The sequence below is a fragment of the Telluria sp. AIW5 genome, from assembly GCF_056680575.1.
Genome location: NZ_CM155289.1, coordinates 169,285 through 193,451, shown reverse-complemented (window position 1 = coordinate 193,451; position 24,167 = coordinate 169,285). Strand labels below are relative to the sequence as shown.

Sequence of the window (24,167 nt, the reverse complement as noted above, 5' to 3'; positions counted from 1 at the left end):
TCTCCCAGCCTGCGCCGATTGGCAGACCTGTTAGACCCGCGCCGCCTCGATCAGTTCGATTCGATTGCCTGCCGTCAGGCGGCCAGCGCCCGGGGCAGCGCCGCCAGCACCTGCTCCAGCGGCTGCGGCCGCGCAAACAGATAACCCTGCATCACCGGGCAGCCGTTTGCAGTCAGGAAATCGGCTTGCGCGCGCGTCTCGACACCCTCGGCCACGACGCGCAGGCGCAGGTGCGCGGCCATGGCCAGGATCGAGCGCACGATGGCGTCGCCATCGGCCTCGTCCGGCGTATCGCGGATAAAACTCTTGTCGATCTTGAGTTCGTAGAGCGGCATGCGTTTCAGGTAGCCCAGGTTCGAGTAACCGGTGCCGAAGTCGTCGATCGAAAAGCGGATGCCGATCGCGGCCAGCGCGTGCATGCGGGCAATCGTTGCGTCCCGGTCCTTGATCAGGAGGCCTTCGGTGAGTTCCAGGATCAGCGCTTCGGCCGGCACGCCGGTCTGCGCCAGCACGGCGCGCACCTGGTCGACGAAGTCCGGCTGGCCGAACTGCATCGGGCTGACATTCACCGACAGCGGCAGCGGGTGGCCCGCTTCATTCAGGCGCAGCCAGGCCAGGCAGGCCTGGTGCAGCGCCCATTGTCCCAGCGGCACGATCAGGCCGCTCGCTTCGGCGATCGGGATGAACACGTCCGGCGGTACGAAGCGGCCGTCGGCGCGTTGCCAGCGCATCAGCATTTCCGCGCCGCCCGGCCGGCCTGCGTGGTCGCATTGCAGTTGCAGGTGCATCGTCAGTTCGCCGCGTTCGATGGCGCCGGCCAGGTCGCGCTCGAGCGTCAGGCGCTGCTCCACCTCGGCGCGCATGGCCGCTTCGAACAGGGCGACGCCGTTGCGGCCGCGCGCCTTGGCGTGGTACATGGCGGTGTCGGCTTCGCGCAGCAGGTCGTCGGCGCTTTGTCCCGGATGCGGCAGCAAGGTCACGCCGAGGCTGGCCGAGGCGTTGTAGCGGTTGCCGTCCACCTCGACCGCGCTCGACAGCGCATCGCGCAGGCGGTCGGCGTGGGCCAGGGCGGCGGCGCGGGCGCTCTCGTGGTCGTGGCCGATGCGCGGCAGCAGCACGACGAATTCGTCGCCGCCGATGCGGGCCACGGTGTCTTCATCGCGCATCAGCTTCGACAAACGCGCCGCCACGCTGCGCAGCAGGGCGTCGCCGGTCGCGTGCCCGCGCGCATCGTTGACGAATTTAAAATGGTCGAGGTCGATGAAGATGACGGCGCCCCAGCCCTGGCCGGCTTGCGCCTCGGCCAGCAGCGTGTGGAGCCGCTCCATCAGGAAGCGCCGGTTCGGCAACTCCGTCAGCACGTCGTAATAGGCGAGCCGGTGGATGGCGGTGGCCGCCTTCTTGCGTTCGCCGATGTCGCGCGCGACCACGACCCAGTGGGTGTGCGCGCCGGTCTCGTCGAGGAAGGGCACGATCTCGATCTCGGTCCAGCAGCGCGTGCCGTCGCGGGTGTAGGTGATCACCTCGGCGCTGGCCGCCTCGCCGCGGTGCATCGCGGCCACCAGGCGCGCCGACTCGCCGGGATCGGTCTCGGCGCCGGCGAACATCAGCATGCTGCGTCCGAGTACAGCCTCACGCGGGTAGCCGGTACGGCGCACAAAGGCGTCGTTGGCGAACATGATCGGCCAGGGCACATCCACTGTTCCGCCCGTGCCCGCGATCAGCACCATGTCGTTGAGCTGGGCCACGGCGGCCGCGGAAAGGCGCAATTCGGCGTTCAGGCTGGACAGGGCATCCTTGCCTTCTTCCAGCGAACGCGCGACACCGTGCAGGTCGCCGAGCGAGGAGGCCAGCTTTTGCAGCAGGGTGCTGCAGGACACCGTGATCAGGGAGCCGACGAACAGGAAATTGAGCGCAATCGTCCACGCGGGCAGGACGGATACGTCCGGCGCTGCCCCGGCGCCGGCCGCGGCTTTGAGATAGCCCGCGACGCTCAGGACCAGGACCAGCAGGGTGCTGATCACGAGCGCGGCCAGCGCCGGGCGGCGTCCAAGCAGGACTGCCGCGAACACGGGTGGCGCGATCAAATAAAGCTGGGCTACGTCACCGACGTTGACGATCATCCCCACGGAAACGAGGAACACGATCGCGATGAAATGCAGGACCCGGTTCTGGTAGGACCAGCTGCGCAGGCGCCAGAGTGCGGACAGCCAGCCGATGGCAACCAGGTCGACCGCGACCAGCGACCACAGGCCTTGCTCGACGGCGAGCGCGATGCTGGGAATGGCGGTGCCGATGCCGAGCACGAGCACGATCGTCAGCAGGCGGGAGAAAATATGGGTGCGCCAATGCGCAATATCGGTCAGGGGCGCCACGCGATGCTTTCGGATCGCGGCAGCAAGGGATTGCCTGAGGCCACGATTAATTGCTGCAATGCATCACTATAGCCTAGTGAAACAGCGCTGTCGTGGTTTCGCTGTGCCGCTGTTGCGTCGTGACATCGCCGCGATTTGCCAGGATTCGCCGATCTTCCGGCGCGAGCGTCGGAACCAATGCTGATGGCGCTGGTCTAAATCTCGATTGGCCTCGATTTCGGTCCATGCCACACTGGCCAGGTCGATGCGGCATGAAAGGAGCGCCAAAGCATGAGCCCGGAGGGGCGTGACGACACCATCCCGGCGGAACTGGAACAATCCTGTTCACAGGAGCCGATTCAGCTGCTGGGCGCCGTGCAGTCCTACGGTTTTTTGATGGCAGTGGACATCGCGAGCCGGTGCATACTCCAGGTGTCCGCAGGGATCGTGCGCCATTGGCCGGGATTGCAGGAAGCAGCCACGCTGGTTTCCCAGCCGCTGTCCGATTGGGTCGCCGCGGTCGACGGGCCGGATGGCCTCGCTGATAGCCTCGCTGATGGCCTCGCTCATGGCCTCGATATTGCATCGCTGCCGGCATCCCACCCCGTGGTCCTGCCCTGGCGGCTCCGCTTCGAGCAGACCGGCGCCACCGGGGCCGCGCCCGATGGCGTGCAGTGGGAATGCCTTGGCCACCGCTCCGCGGGAGTGGCGCTGCTCGAATGGCTGCCCGAAAACGGCAACGCGGACGAAGCGCGCCGGCAAACCCAGATCTTTGCCGGTTTTGCGGAAGTCATCGCCCGCTTGCGGCGCGCCGAGGGACTTGACGCTTTCTTTCGCGAGTGCGTGAAAGTCATCCAGGAAGTGAGCGCATTCGATCGCGTCATGATCTACCGTTTCCTGGCCGATGGCTGCGGGGAAGTGGTGGCCGAGCACACCTCGGCGGATTACGAGCAGAAATACCTGGGCTTGCGCTTTCCGGCGACCGATATTCCGGCCCAGGCGCGCACGCTGTACCTGAGCAATAAATTGCGCGTGCTGGCCGATGTCGAAGCGGCGCGCGATACGCTGGTACCGCCGCTCCTGCCGAACGGGCAGCCCCTCGATCAAAGCCACTGCATGCTGCGCGGCCTGTCCGAGGTACACCTGTCCTATCTGCGAAACATGGGCGTGCGCGCCACCATGACCCTGTCGATCGTGTGCGACGGCAAGCTCTGGGGCCTGATCGCCTGTCACCACCACCAGCCCCGCACGCCGCCGCACCAGGTCCGGGAAGGCATGCGCCAGATCGCGGAACTGCTGGCGGAAATCGCCAACATGCGCATCGAGGCCCTGTCGCACCTGGAAGCGGTGCGCCATCGCCTGACGCTGGACCGTCTGCTGAACCAGTTCCACCAGGCGCTGATCCAGGATGGCGACATTCCGACCGTGCTCGAACTATGGCTGCCCAGGCTGCTGCCCGCATTTAACGCGAGTACCTTCGGTGTGCAGCTCGGTACGCTCGCCTGTGTCGGCGGGCCCGGCAAACGCCAGGGCTCGTCGCACCAGATCCTCGACGAAGTCGGCGCGCGGCTCGACCTGCGCAACCCGAGCCCGCAGGTATGCATGTGGGACGACCTGCTGACCTCCAAAAAACGCGCGCTGATGTTCCTGCCGGAAGCCGCGGGCCTGTTGCTGGCGCAACGGCACGACGAGGACATCATCTTCTGCTTCCTGACCCGGCCGGAAGTGGTGCGGCAGGTGCGCTGGGGCGGCGAGCCCGTCAAGGACGTCGTGTCCCTGCCCAACGGCCGAGTCCGGCTGGAGCCGCGGCGCTCCTTCGCCATGTGGCAACAATCGGTGCGGGGCCATTCCGAGCCGTGGCAGCAGCCCGATGCCGATGCGCTGCAAAACCTGCTGCGCATCCTGAGCGAGGTCAACAAGCTGCAGGTCAACCGCCAGATGCAGGAAACCCTGCACTGGCGCGCCCACCATGACCATCTCACCGGGCTGTACAACCGCCGCGCGATGGAGGACGAGGTGTCGCGGCGCCTGGAGGACAGCCACTACAACACAGCGCTGATGCTGCTCGACCTCGACCATTTCAAGAAGATCAACGATACCTACGGTCATGAAACTGGCGACTTGGTGCTGCAGCAACTGAGCCTGCGGCTGAAAGCGGTGATGCGCGAATTCGACCTGCTGGCGCGCCTCGGCGGGGACGAATTCATGCTGCTCCTGCAAGTGCCGCACCCGAATGCCGCCACGGCGCTCGCCTTTGCCGAGCGCCTGCATCAGGCGGTCGCGACACCGTTCGACATCAAGGGACAACAGTTCCGCCTCGGGATTTCGGTCGGCATCGCGCTCCCGCCCGGTCATGGCCGGACGGTCAGCGAATTGCTGCGCCACGCCGACCTGGCGCTGTACCAGGCCAAGTCGCTGGGGCGCGGGCGCAGCGTCGTGTTCGAACTGGCGATGGCGGCCAACCAGCGCGATTACTACCTGCTCGAGCGCGACCTCGACGAAGCGGTGGAGCGCAACCAGCTGTCGCTCGTGTTTCAACCGAAGGTCGATCTCATCAGCCGCAAAGTGGTGGGCCTGGAAGCGCTGGTCCGCTGGAACCACCCGACCCGGGGCCAGAACAGTCCTGCCGCCTTCATTCCGATCGCCGAGAACAGCGACCAGATCCTGCGCATCGACCGCTGGGTGATGCGCAGCGCCATCGCGGAACAGGCGCGCTGGCGCAGCGGCGGAATGACCCGCCTGCCGATCGCGATCAACCTCTCGATCGCGGACATCCTGTCGCCAAACCTGGTCGCGTACCTGACCGAATTATTGGACGAGTACCAGGTGCCGGCGACCGCCATTGAAATCGAGGTAACGGAATCGTGCTTCATGCGCGAACTTGGCGAGACCCAGAACGTGTTGCGGGCGCTGAACGAGACCGGCATCGCCACCGCGCTCGACGATTTCGGCACCGGCTTCTCCTCGCTGAGCTACCTGCGCCAACTGCCGCTGCAGTGCCTGAAAATCGACCAGTCGTTTACCCGAAGCATGCTGCAGGACCCGAACGCGGAGAAGCTGACGCAAGCCATCGTCGCGATGGGGATCGCGCTGAAGATGACCATCGTGGCCGAAGGGGTGGAAACGCGCGAGCAGATGAACTGGCTGCTGGCCCACGGCTGCCATATCGGGCAGGGGTATTACTTCAGTCCGCCGGTGCCGCCGGAGGATGTACAGCAGGTCATCGAGCGCCTCGAGGTGCGTTTGTCGGTATAAAAGCGACAACACGCCAAGGCTGGGCCAACACCGCGACAGGTCGGTGGCTGAAACAAAAAAGCCACTGAAAAGGTGGCTTTCTTAATTCCCGGTCGCGGGGCGGAATCGAAGCACCGACACATGGATTTTCAAGACGAGTGTTGAACTTGGTCGCTCCTTTACGTGTCTCATCACTGATCCGCCTCATGGCAGAAGTCATGGGCAGGACTCAGTCCTGCGCTTGCGGGTCAGGTGCAGCGCACTTTATTCGGTCGAAACAGGTTTCATCCTTTACTTGGGACAAAAAATGCGATTCATGAATAGAACAGACGCAACAGGAATACGCTCGACCTGGTTACTGCCGTGCTTGCTTGCCAATCTGGCGTTAGCGAATGCGGCGGGTGCCGGGCAGACCGGAACGCAGACCGCCGTCGAGGCCGACATGCAGGCCGCCGCACGGACCACCTACCGGGCGATTAACCTGGGCGCCGGCGATCTCTCCGAGCTGCCGGCAATTAATGACCGCGGCCAGGTTTCGTTCTCGCTGTACGCGGCGCCTGGCTCGCGCGGATTCTTTTATGACGGCAAAACCACTGTCGATATCGGCACCCTGGGCGGTTCGACCACCAATGCGGTTGGCTTGAATAACGCGGGGCAAGTGATCGGCAATTCCAGTCTCCCGTCCGGCCTCGAGCATGCATTCGTGTGGCGCGCCGGCAGCGGCTTTGTCGACCTTGGCACCCTCCCGGACGCGGCGAATTCATTTGCGTCGGCGATCAACAACCGGGGCGTGGTGGTGGGCACCTCCGAAGGGGTGCCGGCGACGCCTCCGCGCGCGTTTCGCTGGAGCGCCGCCAATGGAATCGAGGACCTGGGCGCGTTCACGTCCGGCATTGCCAGTTTTTCCAGCGGGGTGGCGCTCAACGATGCAGGCTTAATTACAGGCAATTCGGACACTCCCGCCTTCAATCGGGACGGATTCGCGTGGACGCGGGCGAGCGGGATGATCGATATCTCCGCTCCCGGCAGCGGCGACGCCTACCCTGTTGCAGTCGGCGCCGGGGGGCAGATCGCCGGCGCTGCCATTGGTCCCGCCAACGGCTTTCTTTACCACGCCTTCCTGTGGACCCGCGCCAGCGGCATGGTCGATCTCGGGACGGCGGGGGGCACGGAATCGTTGGTGATTGCGATGAGCCCGAACGCGCACGTGGCCGGCGTCATCGATTATGGCACCAGCCTGCAGCATGCCATGTCATGGACGCGTGGCGACGGAATGCGTGACCTCGGCACGCTCGGCGGGCCACAATCGAGCGCCCACGGCGTCAACAGCAACGGGCAGGTCGTTGGCGTGGCTGACGACGCGAGCGGTGATTCCCGCGCCTTCCTCTGGACCGCGAAGCAAGGCATGGTCGACCTGAACAAGCGCCTGCGCCACGCTCCCGCGGGACTCAGGCTGGACGGGGCATTGGCGATATCCGACAACGGTTCGATCGTGGCGAGCTCGAACGCCGGATTGGTGCTCTTGAAGCCGGGCCACGCCCACGAGGGGACCCATTCGGTCGGCCCGGTTGCCGCGGCCGACCTGGTCAAGGTGGGTGCGCCCCTGGACGCATCGGTTAGCTTTGCCGACGAAGACCTGGTTGGGACGCGCAGCGTCACCTGGTCATGGGGTGACGGCAGCAGCGACCAGGCAGCGAAGGTGCGCGAAAGCAAGGGCGTCGGCAATGCCAGTGCAAGCCACAGCTATGCTGCGCCGGGCATCTATTCGGTGAAGGCCACCGTTGTCAACGCTGCCGGAAGAAGCGCGGCAGTCAGCCGCAAGATCATCGCCTACGAGCCTTCCGGCGGCGTTGTCGGCGGCAGCGGCATGTTCATTTCGCCGCCGGGGGCGGTCCGCAAGGCGCCGATTCGCTCCGGCAAGGCGACCTTCAGTTTCATCGCGCCCTTGAACATGCGTGCACAGACGCCCGGAACCAGAGCCCAGCTGCACGTTGACCTTGCCGGGCTGAGTTTTCGCAGCAACAACCTGAGGCCGATGGCGGTGAAGGGAGCGCGTGGGCAGTTCGAGGGCAGCGGCGCGATCAATGGCGCAGGCGACTACAAATTTACCCTGAGTACGACGGTCGGTGCGATCACCGGCAAGGGCGAACGGGGGCGCTTCGGCCTGAAGATCTGGCATACCGATCCCGCGACCCAAAAGGAGCTGGTGGATTACGACAATCGGGGCGCTCGCCCGGATGTCGCCGGAGGTCCGCTTGTGGAAGGGCAGATTTTGCAACAGTAAGCAGCGTGATCCGCGACCGGCACCATGCGCGGCACGCAATAACAAAACCGCCACCCGAAGGTATCCGACGGTGGCGTTTTGCTTGCTTGCCTGTTTGCTGCCGAATTATTGGTGGCCGGAGGCGGAACCGAACCACCGACAAGGATTTTCAATCCCCCGCGCTGCCAGTCGGATTGTCCAGTGGTAAGCTATTCATGTTGTCACTTCAAACCTGAAGGAAACTTTATGAAACCGCTGTTCTCCTCCGACGACGAAGCGAAGGCGGCATCCGCGGCGCCCGCGCCCGCTTTGCCACCCTTACTCGATCCTGCCCGCACGCAGGACCTGCTGCCGGCATCGCTTTCGGAGGCGAGCCCGCCCCCACTGGTCCGTATCGATATCTCCGGTATCGATGACAAGGCCATCGAGGCCCTGGGCGGCTCCACCGGCGCGGGCGTGGCGAAGGTGTCGGCCAAGTTGCTCGGCACCGTGCGTGCGTCGGATGCGGATGTGTTCGGCACGCAGCTGAACGAACTGATTGCGACCTCCAAGGGCCTGGACCCGGCCAAGCTGCGCTCCGGCGGCCTGATGTCGCGCGTCACGAACATGTTCGGCTCGGTCAAGGAAAAGATGCTGTCGCAGTACCAGGTGGTCGAATCGCGCATGGACACCCTGGTCGCGGAGATGACGCGTCATGCCAACGTGCACAGGGCGCGCATCCAGGATTTCGACGAGATGTACAAGGGGCTGGAGGTTTATTATCAAGGCCTGGATGCCGACGTGAAGAAGGGCGAGGCCTGGGCCGTGCAGCTGCGGCAGGCGGTCGCGCAGCAAGCTGCCGCGGCCAATGCGTTCGAGGCGCAGCAGGCGACTGAGCTCAAGCGTCGTCTCGAGCGTCTCGAAAAACGCGTCGACGACTTGCGCCGCGCCATGCTGATGGCCACGCAAATGGTGCCGCAAATCCGCCTCTCGCAGGACAATGCCAGGGCGCTGACGGACACCTTCACCGATATCGTCAACGTGTCGATTCCGGCCTGGCGCAACGTGTTCTCCCTCTACTTGCTGCAACTGGAGGCCAAGCAGAGTGCGGCGGTCGCCAACGCTGCCTACGACGCCACCGACGCGGCATTCCGCGCCCAGGCGGACATGTTGCTGGAAAACACAGAGACGGTCGCCCGCGCCAAACAGCGTTCGCTGGTCAGCCTGGAAACCGCCCAGCACGTCCAGACGCAGCTGATGACCGCTTTCGACAAGCTCGAGCAAATCTCGAACGAAGGCCAGCAGCGCCGCAAGGACGAGCTGCCGAAACTGCAGGAACTGGAGCGCGAGCTGATTGCGCGCTTTTCGCCGACTTAACAAATACCACTCTCACGATCAAAGGAAAGTCCATGTCGACGACGCTCGAAACCGGCCATCGCATCAACCTCGAAAAAACCGCCCCGGGCTTGAAGCGTGTCCGGATCGGCCTCGGCTGGAAGGTCAACGCGGCCGAAGGCCAGGCCTTCGACCTCGACTCGTCCGTATTCCTGTGCAAGAAAGACGCGAACGACGACCCGGTCATGCTCAGCAACGCCCACTTCGTCTATTACAACCAGACCACCTCCCCGGATGGCGCCGTCGTGCACTCCGGCGACAACCGCACGGGTGACAAGGATGGTGACGACGAAGTCATCACCGTCGACCTGGGCAAGGTCGAAGCGGCAGTCGTGGAGATGCCGATTGTCGTGACCATCCACGAGGCCGAAGCACGCAAGCAGACCTTCGGCCGTGTGAATGACGCCTACGTCAAGGTGTACAACGACGAGACCGGCGAAACGCTCGCGCAATACGACCTGGACGAAGACTATTCGGACAAGACCGCGCTGCAGTTCGGCTCGCTGTATCGCAGGGATGGCGAATGGCGCTTCCAGGCCGTCGGCGCCGGCTTCAGGCTGAATCTGGCGACCTTCATCCGCAAGCTCGGCGGCACCGTCTGAGAGCGGCCACGCCTTCCTGCCGCGCGGCCTTGTGACCGATGACACACCAGACGCCCAAGGCATTCGATTTCGGCGGGGAGCCGGAGCCGCCCCCCGATCCGGTCGAGCGCACGGCTGTGCCGCAGGCGTTCGACTTCGGCGACGCACAGGGTAGCGCGGCGCCGCTGCCTGCCCGCGACAGCGCACCCAAAGCGCTGTCATTCGACGACCTTCCCGCAGTGCAGGCGCCTTCCAGCGTGACCCGCAAGGCCGTGGCCAGCGCGCTGTTCGAGAGCGAGGACCATCCTGCGGTGCGCGATGCCCTGGCGACCGCCAGGGACGACTATCCGGCATTGTTCGAGCACGCGGAGCAGCGCCTGGCAGCCCTGTTCCGCCGCATCCTGCCGGTCCGGCTGCTACTTGTCACCGAGTGGGCCGAGGGGCCATTGATGGAGCAGGCCGCGCTGCTCCAGCCGATAACAGAGCTGGTGTTGAAGTTCGCCCAAATGGCAGTGCCCGCGCTGCTTGACGCCGCGCTCGAGAGCACCAGGGCGCCGACCGGCCTGTTCGGCAAGCTTCTGCGCCGCCCGCCATCGCCTGCCCAGTACAAACCGGCGCTGACTTCAGTCCGTGCGCAGCTTCTGCAGCTCATGGCGGACAGCGAGGTCGCCACGCGCAAGCTCGAGGAATCGGCGCAGGACCTGAGCTTGCACGGGGCTGCGCTTGCCGTCGTGTCGACACTCGCCGGTAGCGCGGCGGATGCCACCTTGCTCGATGCGCTCCAGCAGCGCCGCACGCTGATCCAGCAGGCGGTGCGCCAGGCAGAGTTGTCGATACTGCAGATGGGGCAAGTGCGCCAGCAAGCCGCTGACCTGATCGGCCAGGTGTCCTCCTTCCTGACGGTCACCTTGCCCGCGCTCGAGATGGCGCAGGCGCAGGGCGGTAACTAAGCCAGTTCTGCTGCCAATCGATACCGACACGCTTGTCCAGTCAGCGTGCGCCTGCATCGCGTCGGTGCGCGATTGTCCATTGATGACGATCCCGTCGAGATCCTGATCGATGTGCTCAACCGTATAGCGCTTGTCGCCGGCTCGGCCGATGAAATACCCAACCCAGGTTCCGTGGAGATAGGTGCCTCCGAAAATCCATCTTCGCAGCCAGGCAATGTGGTGAATGGCAGCTTCCGCTCCCTGACTTGCCAGACGGTAGATGCCGACCGAGCCGGGGACGCCTGCAATGCTCGCAGCGGCGGCAGGGAACACGGACAAGTTTTGAATGATCGGCACTATCCATGCCATGAGGAAAAACATGGCCGCAACCGTTGCTGTGCTGACCAGCGCATAGAACTTGGCTGCAGGATGCATTTGATCCCCCGAATTGAAGACGGTGGTACCTGGTGCATGAGATAAGACTACTTATGTCGCCTGGCGTTCAACAAAAACCGGCGGCCGGAACGCGCAGCGTGGAGGCTTCGTCGGGGCCGGCGCCGCCCATTTGCCGGGCGTGCCCACCCGTCACGGATGCACCTGATTGCGCCCCGCGTTCTTGGCGGCATACACTGCAGCGTCCGCCGTGGCGAGCAAGTCGCCCACAGTCTGGCTCGGCGCCAGGGTGGCAACACCAATCGATACCGTAACGTGTACCGTCGGGGTCTGAAGAAGAGGCGACTGCGCCACGCCCAGGCGCAAACGCTCCGCCACTTCCCGGGCCTCCTCCAGCGTTGTCCTGGGCAGGACAACGACAAACTCTTCACCTCCGAAACGCGCGCACACATCGCCTGGACGCAGGTACTCGCGCACCCGTTGGGCGAAGGCGCGCAGGACATCGTCACCGGTCATGTGACCGAATCCATCGTTGATCGTTTTGAAAAAGTCGATGTCGAGCATCAGGATGGAAAACGATTTGCCGCTGGAAATGTACAGCTCCGCCTGCTGTCTGAGCAGTTCGTCCAGTGCCCTGCGGTTCCCCTGTCCGGTCAGCGCGTCGGTGGCAGCGTCCAGTTCGACCTTTTGCAGCGCCGCATGCAGTCGCTCGGCGAGTGAAGCATTGGCGCGTTGCAAGCGGATGCCTTCAAGCAGGCGTTTAGAAATTTCACGCGTGTAGTACGCGATCAAGGTAATAAAAACGGTTAAACCGATCGCGTAATCCGTCGCACTCTTTTGGTCAGTAACATGCAGCAACAAGCCCAGTACCGACACGCCAAAAATGCTGCCAATTTGCCGATAATAGGCCACCGTGTAGGTTGCATACGCTTGTGCATTGACCGCGATAACGCCACACAGCAGCGCCATGAGCGTAGCGTCCAGGATAGGGGCGTGCCCCATCAGAAACCATGCCATCAGGCCCCAGGCAAATCCGTCCATACCAGCGACCCAGTGGACGCGCGTGCGATGGCGCTCGAAGCACGAGCCGTCGCTGATTACAACCTGCAACGCCCACAGGCTGAACGCCCACACGACGGCAGCCGTGCCCAGCCAAAGCATAATCGAGGTTTGGGGGACAGTGCCCCAGCAAAACCACACGGCAAGCAGCCAGCCAACAGGCGTGGTCGTCAGCGCGCGGCGTAGCGCAATCACACACTCCGAAAAACCTGTTGCACGCGCAAGGGCTCGGTCAGATTCGCTGACAGGCAGAAGGGGACTCATGCCGTCCATGTGGCCGGATACAACACTGGAATTGACGCTACGACCGCGCCTGACTCTCGGCGCCGATACTGCTCCACAGTGCCATGCTCTGAGCGGGTTTGGGAAACGTCGCAAGGCATTAGATGTATCCTGATGGAAATTAAATAATAGAAGGCGAGCTTACCGCAAAAACCTGGCCTCATCAACGCGGCTTCATGATGAAAATCCGCCCGGCAGCGCCCCACTGGAGCGAAGCGCCATGACGGCATCAGTGGAACTTTGCAATTCTTGCGCCTGCTTCGCCAATCGTGCTGTGGCTGAAGAGCCGGCCCCTGTCGTCCCCTGTCTGTGTCGCCTACCATGACACGACCCTGCCGCCACATGAACCGCGAGCCGGGTTACACCAACAACAAGGAGACACGTCATGATCACACCAACCATTCCCACCCTGGACCGCCAACCAATCGAGCTCTGGCGCTGGAGCGCGACCGCTCTCGCCCATGGCATCCGTACGCGGGCGATCTCCTCTCGCGAGGCCACCATGGCCTGCCTCCGGCGCATAGAACAGGTCAATCCGGCACTCAACGCGCTGGTCGAGGTGTCGCCCGAGGAAGCCATCGAAGCAGCCGATGCGGCCGACCGTGCCGTGGCCGAAGGCGCTGTCCTGGGACCCTTGCACGGGGTACCAGTGTCAATCAAGGTCAACAGCGACGAACGCGGCCATGCCACCACCAATGGCGTCGCGGCTTTCAAGGATGTGCTCGCCGCCGAGGACGCACCCCATGTCGCCAATCTGCGCAACGCGGGCGCCGTGTTCGTCGGACGTAGCAATACCCCTGCATTTTCCTACCGCTGGTTTACAAGCAACGACCTGCACGGCCGTACGCTGAACCCGTGGAATCCGGAGCACACTCCTGGCGGTTCGAGCGGGGGCGCGGCGGTTGCCGCGGCAACCGGCATGGTTCCAATCGCGCACGGTAATGACATCGGCGGATCGATCCGGCATCCGGCCTATTGTTGCGGCGTCGTGGGGCTGCGCCCGACGGTTGGCCGCATCCCGAGCGCGTATGGACCGAGCAAGCTCGACCAGCCGCTATCCGTGCAGACCATGCTCACGCAGGGACCGCTAGCACGCAGCGTGGCCGACCTGCGCCTGGCCCTGGCGGCGATGAGCCGCTTCGACCCGCGCGACGGACTGCACGCGTCTGTGCCGCTGACGGGCGAACCCCTTGCGCGGCCAATCCGGATCGGGCTGCTGCGCGACGCCGCCGTGGCCCGGCCAAGCCCGGCGGTGAACGCCGCGCTCGACCAGGCTGCCGGCTGGCTGCGCGACGCGGGTTATCAGGTCGAGGAGATCGACGACCCGGTGTTCAGTGAAGCGTACCGGCTGTGGTATTTGCTCGCCATGGAAGAATTTCGCCAGATCATGCCGCTGGTCGCGCAGGTCGGGGACGACGGCATGCAGCGCGCGGCCGCACATTATTATGCAGTGGCGCGCGACTGGTGGGGCGACAAGCCGGGACTGACGGACTACATGAATGGCTACGCACGCAGGGGAACCCTCATTGCGCGCCTGCAGCGCTTCATGCAGGACTATCCGTTGATACTCATGCCTGTTTCGGCGGAACAAGCCTTCGAGCAGGATGCCGACATTCTCAGCGTCGAGGGCATGCGTCGCGTGATGGCGGCCAATTGGTCGATGATGGCAATTCCTGTGCTCGGCTTTCCAGCGCTCTCCGTGCCCACAGGCATTGCCCATGGGTTGCCGGTCGGAGTGCAGTTGCTTGGACAGCGCTTTCGCGAGGACGCCTTGCTCGATGTGGGCGACGTCATCGAGTCGCGGGCGGGAACGCTGACGCCAATTGATCCGCGTTGACGCCGCTTGCGCCTAGCGGCGCGCCTGGTCCCTGTATGCGCTGGGGGTGCAGCCTGCATGACGCCGGAATGCGCGGGTAAACTGGCTCGGGTGGGGAAAGCCGAGCCGTTGCCCGATACTCGCCACTGCGAGGTCGGTGCCGGACAACAGGTCCTTTGCACGCTGGAACCGCAACTCGTCATAGTAACGGTATGGCGAGCAGCCGGTGCTATTGCGGAAAAGGCGGCTGAAGTGGAACGGGGTCAGCCCGGCCTCTCTGGCCAACAGTTCGACCGAGATGCCGGTTGCCGGCATCTCATGCAGGGCCGCCAGCACGCGCTGCAGCACCGCGCGCCCCAGTTTCGGAAGTGTCCGCGTAGCGCCACTCGGCTTGCATCGGGAACGACGTGCCAGCGCGTGCAACACAGCGATGCGACAACTGCTGCCGAGCAGCGGGGAGGGGCCTACCAATGCTACTTCCTGCCAGAGCCGCACGAGGAGTTCGTGAACCAGCGGCTCGCTGAAACCGGAGCCCGCCAGGTTCCAGAGGCAGTCGCTGGGCTGATGTACGCCGAATTGCCGAAGCAGGCTATCTACATCGTCGCGTGGCAAGGCGAGATAAATACACTGTGAGTTCCCGTCAAGTCGCCAGCGTGCGTCGGCCTCCGCCGGGACGACGTAGACCGCTGCGGTTGACGCGCAGAAGTGCTCGCGCCAGCCAAAACCAAGATCGAACTTGACCGAGGTCGAGGCGATATTCTGCTGGGCAATGACCAGCATATCGGAGGATAGTCCACGCTCGAAGAGATGGGCGGGCGCGCATTGCCGTGCGAGGGCTATGCCGTCCATCAGCGGGGACGCCACATCGACGTCGCCCGCGGCGCGCCCAGGACAGTCCAGGACTGCAAGGAAGTGTGAAGGCAAACCCATCGGAAAGGCCTCGCATCAGGTACACGGTCTTCGACTTGTCCATCGCTAGCGCTTGCCCCATCAAGCGGCGAAGCCGCTGGAGCGGTCGGACGGCTGCCATGATGGCGCGGCAGAGCTGCATGGAAGATCGTACCAGATTCCGTCGCCGCAGCGGTCTTCCGCTTGCCACGGCTTTGAGCGCCTCGATTCCGACGCTGTCCAGTCGGGTGCGATGGCAAGCTGCGTGAGCTGGTGTGGGTTTGTGACCGGGCGGGAATGGACCGGCGACGAGAATTGCGAGTCCGGAAACGACAACGCCCACTTGCATGAGTGGGCGTTTCGTCGAAGATGTTCTTGTGGCCCGGGGCGAAATCGAACCACCGACACAAGGATTTTCAAGACGAGGCTCTCCAGTCCCCAATACGCCGGTCGCGAATCGAGCAATTAGTTGACTACCTGCCGGTTCAACTGATACTTTTCAAATAAGCAATCCTATTCGGCACGGTCGAGCGCAACGCCCAAGGTCCGAACCGGCTCCAAAAAAACGCGAATAAGCGGAGGTTCACCTGATGCGTCAACGTATTATCGGACTGTGCACCGTGCTTTTGATGTGCTGTGTTTCCCCTTTCCTCAACGCCAAGACACCGCCCGGCCTGGCCGTCACGATCGACGTGCATCATGTAGCAAGAGACACGTGGCGCGTCGACTACCAATTCGCCGAACCGGTCACCGCCTTCGAGTTGTATTCAGTTGGCGAATTTCGCCAGAAAGCTTGGAAAGTTCTTACGCCTGGGATGCGCATGAATGTTGAATCCGACCGCGACATCGTCGATTTCGGCGGCAAGCCGTTCAGGTCTTCCAGCATCGAGATCCGCACCTTCGACGGCTTGGCGCCGAAGTCCTATGCTCCCTTCAACCGCTTCTCGGATGGGGGAACGGCATTCTTCCTGGGCTTTCTGCAGGGGGAGGGGTATCAGGGAAAACGTCAGCTTCCGATGCTGGCCAACATCCGCCTGCATGGCCTCCCGCAGGAAAATGTGATCGCACCACCATCGAACACGCGGGTGGCAGGCGGCGAACGCGGCTATGCGTATTTCGGACCTGCCCGCAGCGTGCGCTCAGGTTCGACGCAATTCCTGATCGATCCGGCCACCCCGGCATGGATGCGCGAAACTTTCCTGGACGCAGGGGCGAAGCTGTCCGCCTATTACGAAAAAGCCTACCAGCGCCCGCTGAAGGACGAGTTGCTCATCATGTTGTCCGTGTCGGGATTCGACGCTTCCGGATTGTCAATCAAAGGCGGTGCGGTCATAGGGCAGTTGAGCTACCGCTTCGATGGCAAAGCGACGCTCGTCGATCACCCCAAATATCGCGAAGTGGTGGCCCAACTGGTCGGACATGAGCTGGCGCATCTCTGGCAAATGAACATTGCCCGCGGCGGCGTGGGCGAGGACGATCCCTGGATCCACGAAGGGGGCGCCGAGGCGATGTCCCTCGACGGCGTGCTGCAGACAGGACTATGGACCGAGGGTGCCGTGGCGGCTTACAACAAGCAGAAATCGACAATCTGCGACAAGCTTGGCAATTCCGTGGACTCGTATGACGGCATCTACGCTTGCGGCTTGGTCCGTTTCAACAATGTGGGCATCGCGATCGTTCCGCTGTGGCGCGCGATGATGGAGGTGTCGGAAACCAAAGGTGATGTGTATTCGGCGAGCATGATCGACGCCGTCGCGCTCAAACTGGGTGTGCCGCCGAGCCTGTCGCCGCCCGGTGCTGGCGGTGGTCACTAGATGAGACCCAAGGCGACTTCGACATACTAGCCAGGTACAGGACCGGCAATGTTGCCAGAGGCGCGGACTACGACTCCTCAAACCACAATGCCCACTTGCATGAGTGGGCGTTGCGTGAGCGATGTTCTTGGTGGCCCGGGGCGGAATCGAACCACCGACACAAGGATGTTCAATCCTGTGCGCGACCGCCCGCGCGATCCGGCCACGCCAGGCTCAGGCTGACTCCTGGCGAGTGGGCAGCTTCCAGCCAGGCCGGATGAAGTGGCAGGTGTAACCGCCTGGATTGCGTTCCAGATAGTCCTGGTGTTCCGGCTCGGCCTCCCAGAAAGGCCCTGCCGGGACGATCTCGGTGACAGCCTTGCCGGGCCATAGCCCTGAAGCGTCGACATCGGCGACGGTGTTTTCGGCTATCCGCTTCTGCTCGTCGCCGAGATAGTAGATGCCGGAGCGATAGCTCGTTCCACGATCATTGCCCTGGCGGTTGGTCGTGGTCGGATCGTGGATCTGGAAGAAAAATTCGAGTATCTGGCGAAAGCTGATCCGGCTCGGGTCGAACACCACCTCGAGGGCTTCAGCGTGGGTGCCATGGTTGCGATAGGTGGCGTTGGGCACGTCACCACCGGTGTAGCCGACGCGCGTCGACAGCACGCCGGGAATGCGCCGCACCAGTTCCTCCATGCCCCAGAAGCAGCCGCCTGCCAGGATGGCGGTTTCAGTTTGCTGTGTCATTGCTGTCCTTTTCCGGAATGGGTGCTGCGCCCAGGGAGCGCCGCAACGATGATGTCATACCCCACTATAAACGACTCGCATGACACGCACCGCGCGGCACGCGCCAAAAATAAATGCGCCGACCTGCTGTTAGAATTGGCGATCGCCTCACGTCGTCCATGTTCAGGAGTACAAAAATCCCAGCTTCCTTAGTCAGAGCGGCGATCCGTCAGCCGAAACTAGCGCTCGCCGTCGCGTTGGCAGTGCTGGCAGCATTGGCCAGCACATTGACCTACACCGGTTACCTGGTCGTCGGGGTGTTGGCTGATTATCTCGGCACGAGCCGGGCCGTGGCAGGCCTGCTTCTTGGCATTCTTTTTGCAAGATTCCCTCGGATAAGCGAAGGCAAGCTGCGCCTTGTTGGCCTGCTGCCTCAACCTGTCCGCCGACCACTCATCGTGAGCATCATCGCGCTGTGCGCGTTGACCTTTCTGGCGCGAGGCGACTATGTGCCCGCCGGATTTACAGGGTTCGCTACGGCTTTTCTTCTCGGCTTCCCTTGGTTGAGGCGGGCTGTTTTCGATCGAATGCTATCGTCTGTTTTCAAATTCACGGGCAAACACCCGCGCAAAGGCGCCGACGACATGGTGATCGATGCTGAGTTCAGGGAAAAAAAGAATGACGGGTTGATTGACCAATGACACGAGGATGTTAAGCTCGGAAACGACAACGCCAACCTGCATGGGTTGGCGTTGTCGTTTGAACCGCGGCGCTATCGAACAGGCTACCAGGCCAGGCCAGTGGATGTTGGCAGCTGCAGGCTGGAGGATTGTCCGGGACCGTCTGCCTGGCCTCCTTGGGAGCGCCCGACCGCAGTGTTGGCGCTCGCACCGGCAAGTGCGCTCAGAATCAGCTGTGCGGTTTCCGCCGGAGCATCCCAGTGCGGAAAATGGCCACAGCGATCGAACCAGTGCAGTTGAGCATCCGGAAACAAGGCCAGCGCGCGCTTGGCTTGACGCGGAAAGCAGACGCGGTCACGCCGTCCCCAGCCGATGACGAGCGGATGCGCGATGCTGTTGCGCGGCGCCCCTTGCTGCTCCTCACCGTAGGCGAGCTGGGCCAGCAGTTCATCAAAAGCCGGCGAGGCCACATAGCTGCACAATTCATCGCTCACGGTGTCCGGCGCCAGCTTTGTCGGCCGGGCAGAAAATTGTGCCAGCAACAAAGCGCGACCAAGCGGGTGGGCGCAGACCGCCGGCAATACCGGGCGCAGCAGCCGCAGCAGCCTGATCGACAGGTAGATCGAGCTGAAGAACGCGTGACGCTCCCATCCCTGCCAGAAACCACCTGGATTGAGCGCTACCACGCCGCCGACGATCCCACCGCGCCGCGCCAGCTCCAGCACCAGCCGCGCACCCATCGAGCTGCCGACTGCATCGATGCCGCTCAAGCCATGGGCATGGAGGAAGGCGGTGGTCTCATTGGCCAGGGTACGGATCGAGGTTTCGCCGGCCAGCCTCGGCGTCTGGCCAAAGCCGGGCAGGTCCACCGCGATGACTTCGCGCCTCGTCGCGAGATCGGCCAGAACTGGATTCCAGCTCTTCCAATGGCCGCCAAGGCCATGAATCAGTAGCAAAGGCTTGCCGGTGCCGCAACGAATGTGATGCATGATCGACTCTCCCATCGCACGGGCGTGCGTATGCTGCAAGCCTACCGTAGCGGGCACAACGACTGCGTTCGTCAGGAATCCAGAAACTGCATCGATCAGGGCACACAGCTTGATATAGTCGAGACCGTGCGGCCACTTGAGCCGACGCGTTGATCGAGGGATGAAGGTCCGGAAATGGGCCGGACACAAGGGCTGCGGAATCCACAAAGCAAAACGCCGATCTGCACGGATCGGCGTTGCGTGAACAGTGTTCTTGGTGGCCCGGGGCGGAATCGAACCACCGACACAAGGATTTTCAATCTTCGCGCCCCGCCTGCGATGACGTAATCGATCTGCCGGACTAAGGTTCTACGCCTGCCCGGGAATTAGCATGGATCGTTCCCGACACAAAACGATGCCAAACCCGCTCGGGCATCGTGCGGCGGTTCTGTCTGGTAATACCGTATTTCGTCAACAAATATCGTGGTCGCGCATGCCGCGAACCTGCACAGTCGACCGGCGACGGACCGGCCGGTTCCGGTGCATCGGAACGGATCCGGCGAGGTATCTTCCTGAGGCGATGGCTTAGGCTGTGCCTAATTTTCCGTGAATTCCATACGAATAGACCGGCGAGGGACAATCGCAATCATCTTATCAAGAATTTTCCTGGATCTTGAGCACCTGATCCAGTGCAGCTTCTGACTCGTCTTCCCAATCGTCATAGCCGTATATCTCATCTATGGTGGAGCGCTCATCTTCGCCATCTGGATTTTGTCGCCGTCACCAATGCCTTCGTCGTCGTCACCGCCAGCGTTATAGTCTTTGCCTCGGCTTCCTCGCGCTTGTTGCGCTGGAGTGGCGCTTGCACCAGGGAAGTGTCGACAATGGGTCATGCACCCCGGTCAAATCGCCTAAGTACGGAAGAGTTTTCAATCTCATTGCGATACGTCTCAATTAATACAATTACGTCATCATGCAACTGAAGATATTCAGCTACAGTCACATCGATTTCTTCTCCGTGTGCGATGTGGTTGCGTGGATTCACTAGGTTGGAGTCAATGAAATTTAAACGTGTCGCAAACGGGGCATGATCTAATCCCAACGCCGAAAGAATATCAAGCAAAACAGTAGATGAAAGATTGGATCTAGTATCTACGACATTCCGATATGGAACATTCGATTGCTGGTCTAATGAGGTGCAGAAAAAATCTGCCAGTAAATTTCCGCCTGAAATCTTTTCGCTAGCTGAAAGTTCAATAAATTTCGATTTAAGTTTTAGCGCTACGAAATTTGCGGTAAGACGTCGATATGGTAGGCGATGGGAGGCTACATATTCTAAATAATATGATGATACTTTTTTTACAAAGCCCTCCCAATGTGCATAAAGTAGTGCGACCGCTGATCGGATTATAACCCGTGATCGTAGCTGCCCGTCATATTCTTGAGCCATGGATCGCAGCTCCGTTAACTCTTTTCTTCGCCAGACGAGCTCCTCTGCAATTCGGTCAATAAGCTGATCAGTAGTACGAATCATTCAAAGCCTCATTTGTGGAAGAGATTTCTGCCGAACGGAATTAAACGAGGAAGGCGCCTTGAAGCATTTACTCCAGAACTCGCCCATTCCGTAAAGGACTTGTTGTTCCAAACCGAGCGAGCACGATCTACAATTTCATTCTCATCGCAGAGTGTGCCCGCGCCAATATTGTAGGCCACACCTAGTGCTATTACCTCAAAAAGGGACAAGAGAAATCCGCCTTCGTGTCGGCTCTTTTTGATGTTGTAACGCTTAAAGGCGTCGTCAGCCAGTGTCGCATCTAGGACTTTAAATGTTTCATCAAAGAGTTTCTTGACCGGCGCACGCTTAAACTTCTTATCTTGTGAAACCGCTGTCATTTTTTCAGTTAGGAAATCACCAACATCGCCAATTGCTTTTATTTCGGACTCTTGAATTTGCGCTAGCAATACAAATCGTAATGCAAGTTCGGTGTCATATGCTTGCTCCAGCGGGCGATCGCTAAGCGCCGTCGTGGTTGAAAATGCGTCTGATGCAGGAAGGCTCTTAAGCCATTCAAAGAAAACTTTGTTTATCATCACGAGCACGCAGTTCCTCACTTCTTGAGGACTTAATTCGGAGCCGCCTGTATTTAGTCGTTGAAAAAGATCATATTTCGCTGATTCGTCGCTTTCTTTTAGAATAATGCTGGTCGCGAGTTTTGATCGTTTAATTACAAGTTGCAATTCTTTTGGAAGAGACTTGGCTGGATCGTCGTCGTCCCATTTTTTATCTTTTAATGCCGGCAAATATTTCGTCGATTGAAGCACAAGAGGCTCGATCTTGTTACCTTTTTCATCTTTTAAAATACCGAAAAATTGAAAGATAGTGGACAGTCGTTGTAAGCCATCAACAACATCCCACACACCGTCAGTCCTCTGGCTTACGAAGATTGGTGGAAGTGGAATGCCGAGTAAAATTGATTCTATAAGGCCAGTTTTTTGCGACGGTGTCCACCGATAGAAGCGCTGAAATTCAGGATGAATATCTAGCTCTCCGTTTTCATACATGCTGGTCCATTCGCTAATTGACATTGGATAACCATCAGTCTTTATTTCGCGCCGTTTTTTATTTATTTGGTCGATGAGGCTCATCGGTAGTCCTTTAGATTAATATTGGTGGTAGCTCTGGCTTAATCCCTAAGAAAAATTGAGGCCGGTACGAGAAGCGCTTTACAATTTTTCGTATTCTTAAATTTTTTTAACGTCAATAAAATGGAAGAAACCGGGTGCTGGCAAGGTCATGCTTAAAGCGTGACCTGAACAGCGACTTGTGATGGAGCGGCTTCGTTAGCGCGGCTTCGAGCAGTACGAGCAGCCGTTTTCGGCTCTACTACGTCCCCGAGGAAGCTGTCGTTCGGGTCAACGTTCTTTGATGCCTCGCATTCATGGGTGACTATACTTTATTGCAGGGTCTCAATGTGGACCAATTGTAACTTTAGCTTAGATGCTAGTGTTAGGGCGACCGCTGTCACCCCAAATTATTAAAGTCTGCGCGAGGTGACTTTGTAATGGCTTGTCCGCCCTGGCTCGTAACATCGGCTAATGAATAAGTACTTCAGGCGACGATTTAGGTACGCAAACGTGGCCGCGATAACGGATATCGCGGCTGTACGAACGTCTTGCTGATCAAGTTTTTGTTGATGAGGTTCGGGACAAGCCGCGACGAATCGTGCAGTGTGCTTCATGAGAGTGAGAGGAATGCCTGCTGCTGCACAATGAACTGGAAGCGTGACCCAAGAGCTTCCTAATGCAGCGAAACCCTTTTTTCAACATCTTCGGACACATGTCGGCGGTGATTCAACCTGCACTTAGCCGCCTTTCGGTAACGAGAATGCGGTGCCATGCCTTCTGGGGTTGCTGAGGGGTTTCACCGCATCCTTATCGCTGTGAAGAATGCGGCGGCTGACAGTGTTGCAGTGTGGCAGTGTGGCAGTCTGACACGAGAATGTTTGAATCTTTGCGAGTTAAAGGGACACTTGAACGATCTTGTCCATCCGGCGCAGTTCGTCTCAAGTACCGAATATTGACCGGACACAAGGACTACGAATCCCAGAAACGACAACGCCCACTTGCATGAGTGGGCGTTGCGTGAACGATGTTCTTGGTGGCCCGGGGCGGAATCGAACCACCGACACAAGGATTTTCAATCCTCTGCTCTACCAACTGAGCTACCAGGCCAAGGCGGCGAATTTTAGCATGAACTGCCTGCTCGTCCATAATTTCTTGCGCGTGCGAAGGTTCAACCCGCGGCCTGCATGCGCCGCCAGCGCGCCGGCGACGTCCCCGTCTCGCGTTTGAAGGCCCGGGCAAACGCCGCTTCCGATTCGTAGCCCACCTCCAGCGCCACCGAGGCCACCGGTGCACGTCCGCCGCGCAGCAAACCGGCTGCCGCTTCCATGCGCCAGCGCGCCAGGTATTGCATCGGCGGCTGTCCCAGCAGGCGCAGGAAGCGGGCGCAGAAGACCGAGCGCGACAGCCCTGATGCGCGCGCCAGGTCGTCGATCGTCCAGGGCCGGGCCGGGGCACGGTGGATCAGCGCCAGCGCGCGCCCGATCTGGCGGTCGCGCAGGCCGGCGAGCCAGCCGGTGCTGCCGGCCGGCAGGCACTCCAGGTAGCGCCGCAAGGCGTCGATGAACATGGTTTCGCTGGCGCGCTCGAGCAGGGCGGCGGCGCCCGGCTGGCCGCGGTCGGCGCGCAGGGCCAAATGCCCCAGTTCGGCATGCGCCGCGGGGTTGCTGGAGGCGGGCAAATGCAGCAGGCGCGGCAGGGCGTCGAGGAGGGGATTGAAGGGGTGGCGGTCGCAGGAAAGAAAACCGCAGACCAGTTCGGTGTCGCCAGGCACCGCATGCTCGCCCCAGGAGAATTCATATTGCGAGTGGAACACGATCGGGATCGGCTTCGGGGCGTCGCGCGTGGCGGCCACCCAGTCGGGGTCCATGCGGGTCGGCTGCAGCGACGGGTCGTTCGAGAGCACGTGGGCATCGCCGTGCGGCAGGATGATGAGGTCGCCCTGGCGCAGGCGCACCGGGGGCAGGCCGGCCACGCAGGCCCAGCCGGCGCCCTTGGTCAGCACGTGGTATTCCATGACGTGCTCGGCGTCCGGGAACAGCAGCCGGCCGAGTTCGCACATCGGCGGCGCCTCGACGGCCCAGACGGCCGGAAAGCTGATCTGGTAAAAGACGGCGCTGCGCAGGCGGACCGAGCGCAGCACGTCGGACAGGGTGTCGGTTTCCATGGCGTTCAGGACGGCCGGTCAGGAGGGCCGCTCAG

At 61.4% G+C, this 24,167-nt stretch carries 17 protein-coding genes and 2 tRNA genes; 9 read left to right on the top strand and 10 right to left on the bottom strand.

The window, feature by feature from the left end; translation table 11 throughout:
- Window positions 1-74: 74 nt before the first annotated feature.
- Entirely contained in the window at window positions 75-2,375 is a 2,301-nt protein-coding gene (locus AC1MEM_RS00865) for a putative bifunctional diguanylate cyclase/phosphodiesterase (RefSeq protein WP_499474809.1), read from the bottom strand.
- A gap of 270 nt (window positions 2,376-2,645) precedes the next feature.
- On the opposite strand from AC1MEM_RS00865, the gene AC1MEM_RS00860 reads away from it, so the two are divergent.
- The 6 genes from AC1MEM_RS00860 to AC1MEM_RS00835 all read left to right on the top strand — a co-directional run bounded on the left by AC1MEM_RS00860 (window position 2,646) and on the right by AC1MEM_RS00835 (window position 11,215).
- The gene (locus tag AC1MEM_RS00860; RefSeq protein WP_499474808.1) at window positions 2,646-5,609 is read left to right on the top strand and encodes a bifunctional diguanylate cyclase/phosphodiesterase; all 2,964 of its coding nucleotides are present in this window, start codon (window positions 2,646-2,648) and stop codon (window positions 5,607-5,609) included.
- A 295-nt stretch (window positions 5,610-5,904) separates the two neighbouring features.
- Complete coding sequence (locus AC1MEM_RS00855) at window positions 5,905-7,872, top strand: PKD domain-containing protein (protein ID WP_499474807.1); 1,968 nt, start codon at window positions 5,905-5,907, stop codon at window positions 7,870-7,872.
- A 225-nt stretch (window positions 7,873-8,097) separates the two neighbouring features.
- A complete protein-coding gene (locus AC1MEM_RS00850) occupies window positions 8,098-9,207 on the top strand; it encodes a toxic anion resistance protein (protein ID WP_499474806.1) in 1,110 nt (369 codons plus the stop codon).
- Window positions 9,208-9,239: 32 nt separating this feature from the next.
- Window positions 9,240-9,827: a TerD family protein gene (locus tag AC1MEM_RS00845; protein ID WP_499474805.1), complete on the top strand. Its 588-nt coding sequence runs from the start codon at window positions 9,240-9,242 to the stop codon at window positions 9,825-9,827.
- A gap of 38 nt (window positions 9,828-9,865) precedes the next feature.
- Entirely contained in the window at window positions 9,866-10,756 is an 891-nt protein-coding gene (locus AC1MEM_RS00840) for a hypothetical protein (RefSeq protein ID WP_499474804.1), read from the top strand.
- A gap of 72 nt (window positions 10,757-10,828) precedes the next feature.
- A complete protein-coding gene (locus tag AC1MEM_RS00835; protein WP_499474803.1) occupies window positions 10,829-11,215 on the top strand; it encodes a hypothetical protein in 387 nt (128 codons plus the stop codon).
- Between the two features lie 105 nt (window positions 11,216-11,320).
- On the opposite strand, the gene AC1MEM_RS00830 is transcribed toward AC1MEM_RS00835, so the two are convergent.
- A complete protein-coding gene (locus AC1MEM_RS00830; protein ID WP_499474802.1) occupies window positions 11,321-12,451 on the bottom strand; it encodes a GGDEF domain-containing protein in 1,131 nt (376 codons plus the stop codon).
- A 403-nt stretch (window positions 12,452-12,854) separates the two neighbouring features.
- Here AC1MEM_RS00830 and AC1MEM_RS00825 point away from each other — a divergent pair, with 403 nt between their 5' ends.
- Window positions 12,855-14,306: an amidase family protein gene (locus AC1MEM_RS00825; RefSeq protein ID WP_499474801.1), complete on the top strand. Its 1,452-nt coding sequence runs from the start codon at window positions 12,855-12,857 to the stop codon at window positions 14,304-14,306.
- 12 nt (window positions 14,307-14,318) lie between these two features.
- Here AC1MEM_RS00825 and AC1MEM_RS00820 read toward each other — a convergent pair whose 3' ends face one another.
- The gene (locus AC1MEM_RS00820; protein WP_499474800.1) at window positions 14,319-15,065 is read right to left on the bottom strand and encodes a helix-turn-helix transcriptional regulator; all 747 of its coding nucleotides are present in this window, start codon (window positions 15,063-15,065) and stop codon (window positions 14,319-14,321) included.
- Between the two features lie 698 nt (window positions 15,066-15,763).
- Between AC1MEM_RS00820 and AC1MEM_RS00815 the strand changes: the two genes are divergently transcribed.
- Window positions 15,764-16,987, top strand: a complete 1,224-nt coding sequence (locus tag AC1MEM_RS00815) for a gluzincin family metallopeptidase (protein ID WP_499474799.1) — start codon at window positions 15,764-15,766, stop codon at window positions 16,985-16,987.
- 128 nt (window positions 16,988-17,115) lie between these two features.
- On the opposite strand, the gene AC1MEM_RS00810 is transcribed toward AC1MEM_RS00815, so the two are convergent.
- A tRNA-Phe gene (locus tag AC1MEM_RS00810) sits at window positions 17,116-17,191 on the bottom strand.
- Window positions 17,192-17,200: 9 nt separating this feature from the next.
- The gene (gene msrA, locus AC1MEM_RS00805) at window positions 17,201-17,716 is read right to left on the bottom strand and encodes a peptide-methionine (S)-S-oxide reductase MsrA (protein ID WP_499474798.1); all 516 of its coding nucleotides are present in this window, start codon (window positions 17,714-17,716) and stop codon (window positions 17,201-17,203) included.
- 242 nt (window positions 17,717-17,958) lie between these two features.
- Between msrA and AC1MEM_RS00800 the strand changes: the two genes are divergently transcribed.
- Window positions 17,959-18,396 (top strand): hypothetical protein, encoded by a 438-nt coding sequence (locus tag AC1MEM_RS00800; RefSeq protein ID WP_499474797.1) that lies wholly within the window; start codon window positions 17,959-17,961, stop codon window positions 18,394-18,396.
- Window positions 18,397-18,479: 83 nt separating this feature from the next.
- Here the strand turns inward: AC1MEM_RS00800 and AC1MEM_RS00795 are convergent, their stop codons facing one another.
- The 5 genes from AC1MEM_RS00795 to AC1MEM_RS00775 form a co-directional block, all read right to left on the bottom strand.
- Window positions 18,480-19,364, bottom strand: coding sequence for an alpha/beta fold hydrolase (locus AC1MEM_RS00795; protein WP_499474796.1), 885 nt, complete (start codon window positions 19,362-19,364; stop codon window positions 18,480-18,482).
- 868 nt (window positions 19,365-20,232) lie between these two features.
- Window positions 20,233-20,877 (bottom strand): MAE_28990/MAE_18760 family HEPN-like nuclease, encoded by a 645-nt coding sequence (locus tag AC1MEM_RS00790; protein WP_499474795.1) that lies wholly within the window; start codon window positions 20,875-20,877, stop codon window positions 20,233-20,235.
- 8 nt (window positions 20,878-20,885) lie between these two features.
- Window positions 20,886-21,989: a DUF262 domain-containing protein gene (locus AC1MEM_RS00785; RefSeq protein ID WP_499474794.1), complete on the bottom strand. Its 1,104-nt coding sequence runs from the start codon at window positions 21,987-21,989 to the stop codon at window positions 20,886-20,888.
- A 1,010-nt stretch (window positions 21,990-22,999) separates the two neighbouring features.
- Window positions 23,000-23,075 (bottom strand) — tRNA-Phe (locus tag AC1MEM_RS00780).
- A gap of 61 nt (window positions 23,076-23,136) precedes the next feature.
- Window positions 23,137-24,132: an AraC family transcriptional regulator gene (locus tag AC1MEM_RS00775; protein WP_499474793.1), complete on the bottom strand. Its 996-nt coding sequence runs from the start codon at window positions 24,130-24,132 to the stop codon at window positions 23,137-23,139.
- Window positions 24,133-24,167 lie beyond the last annotated feature (35 nt).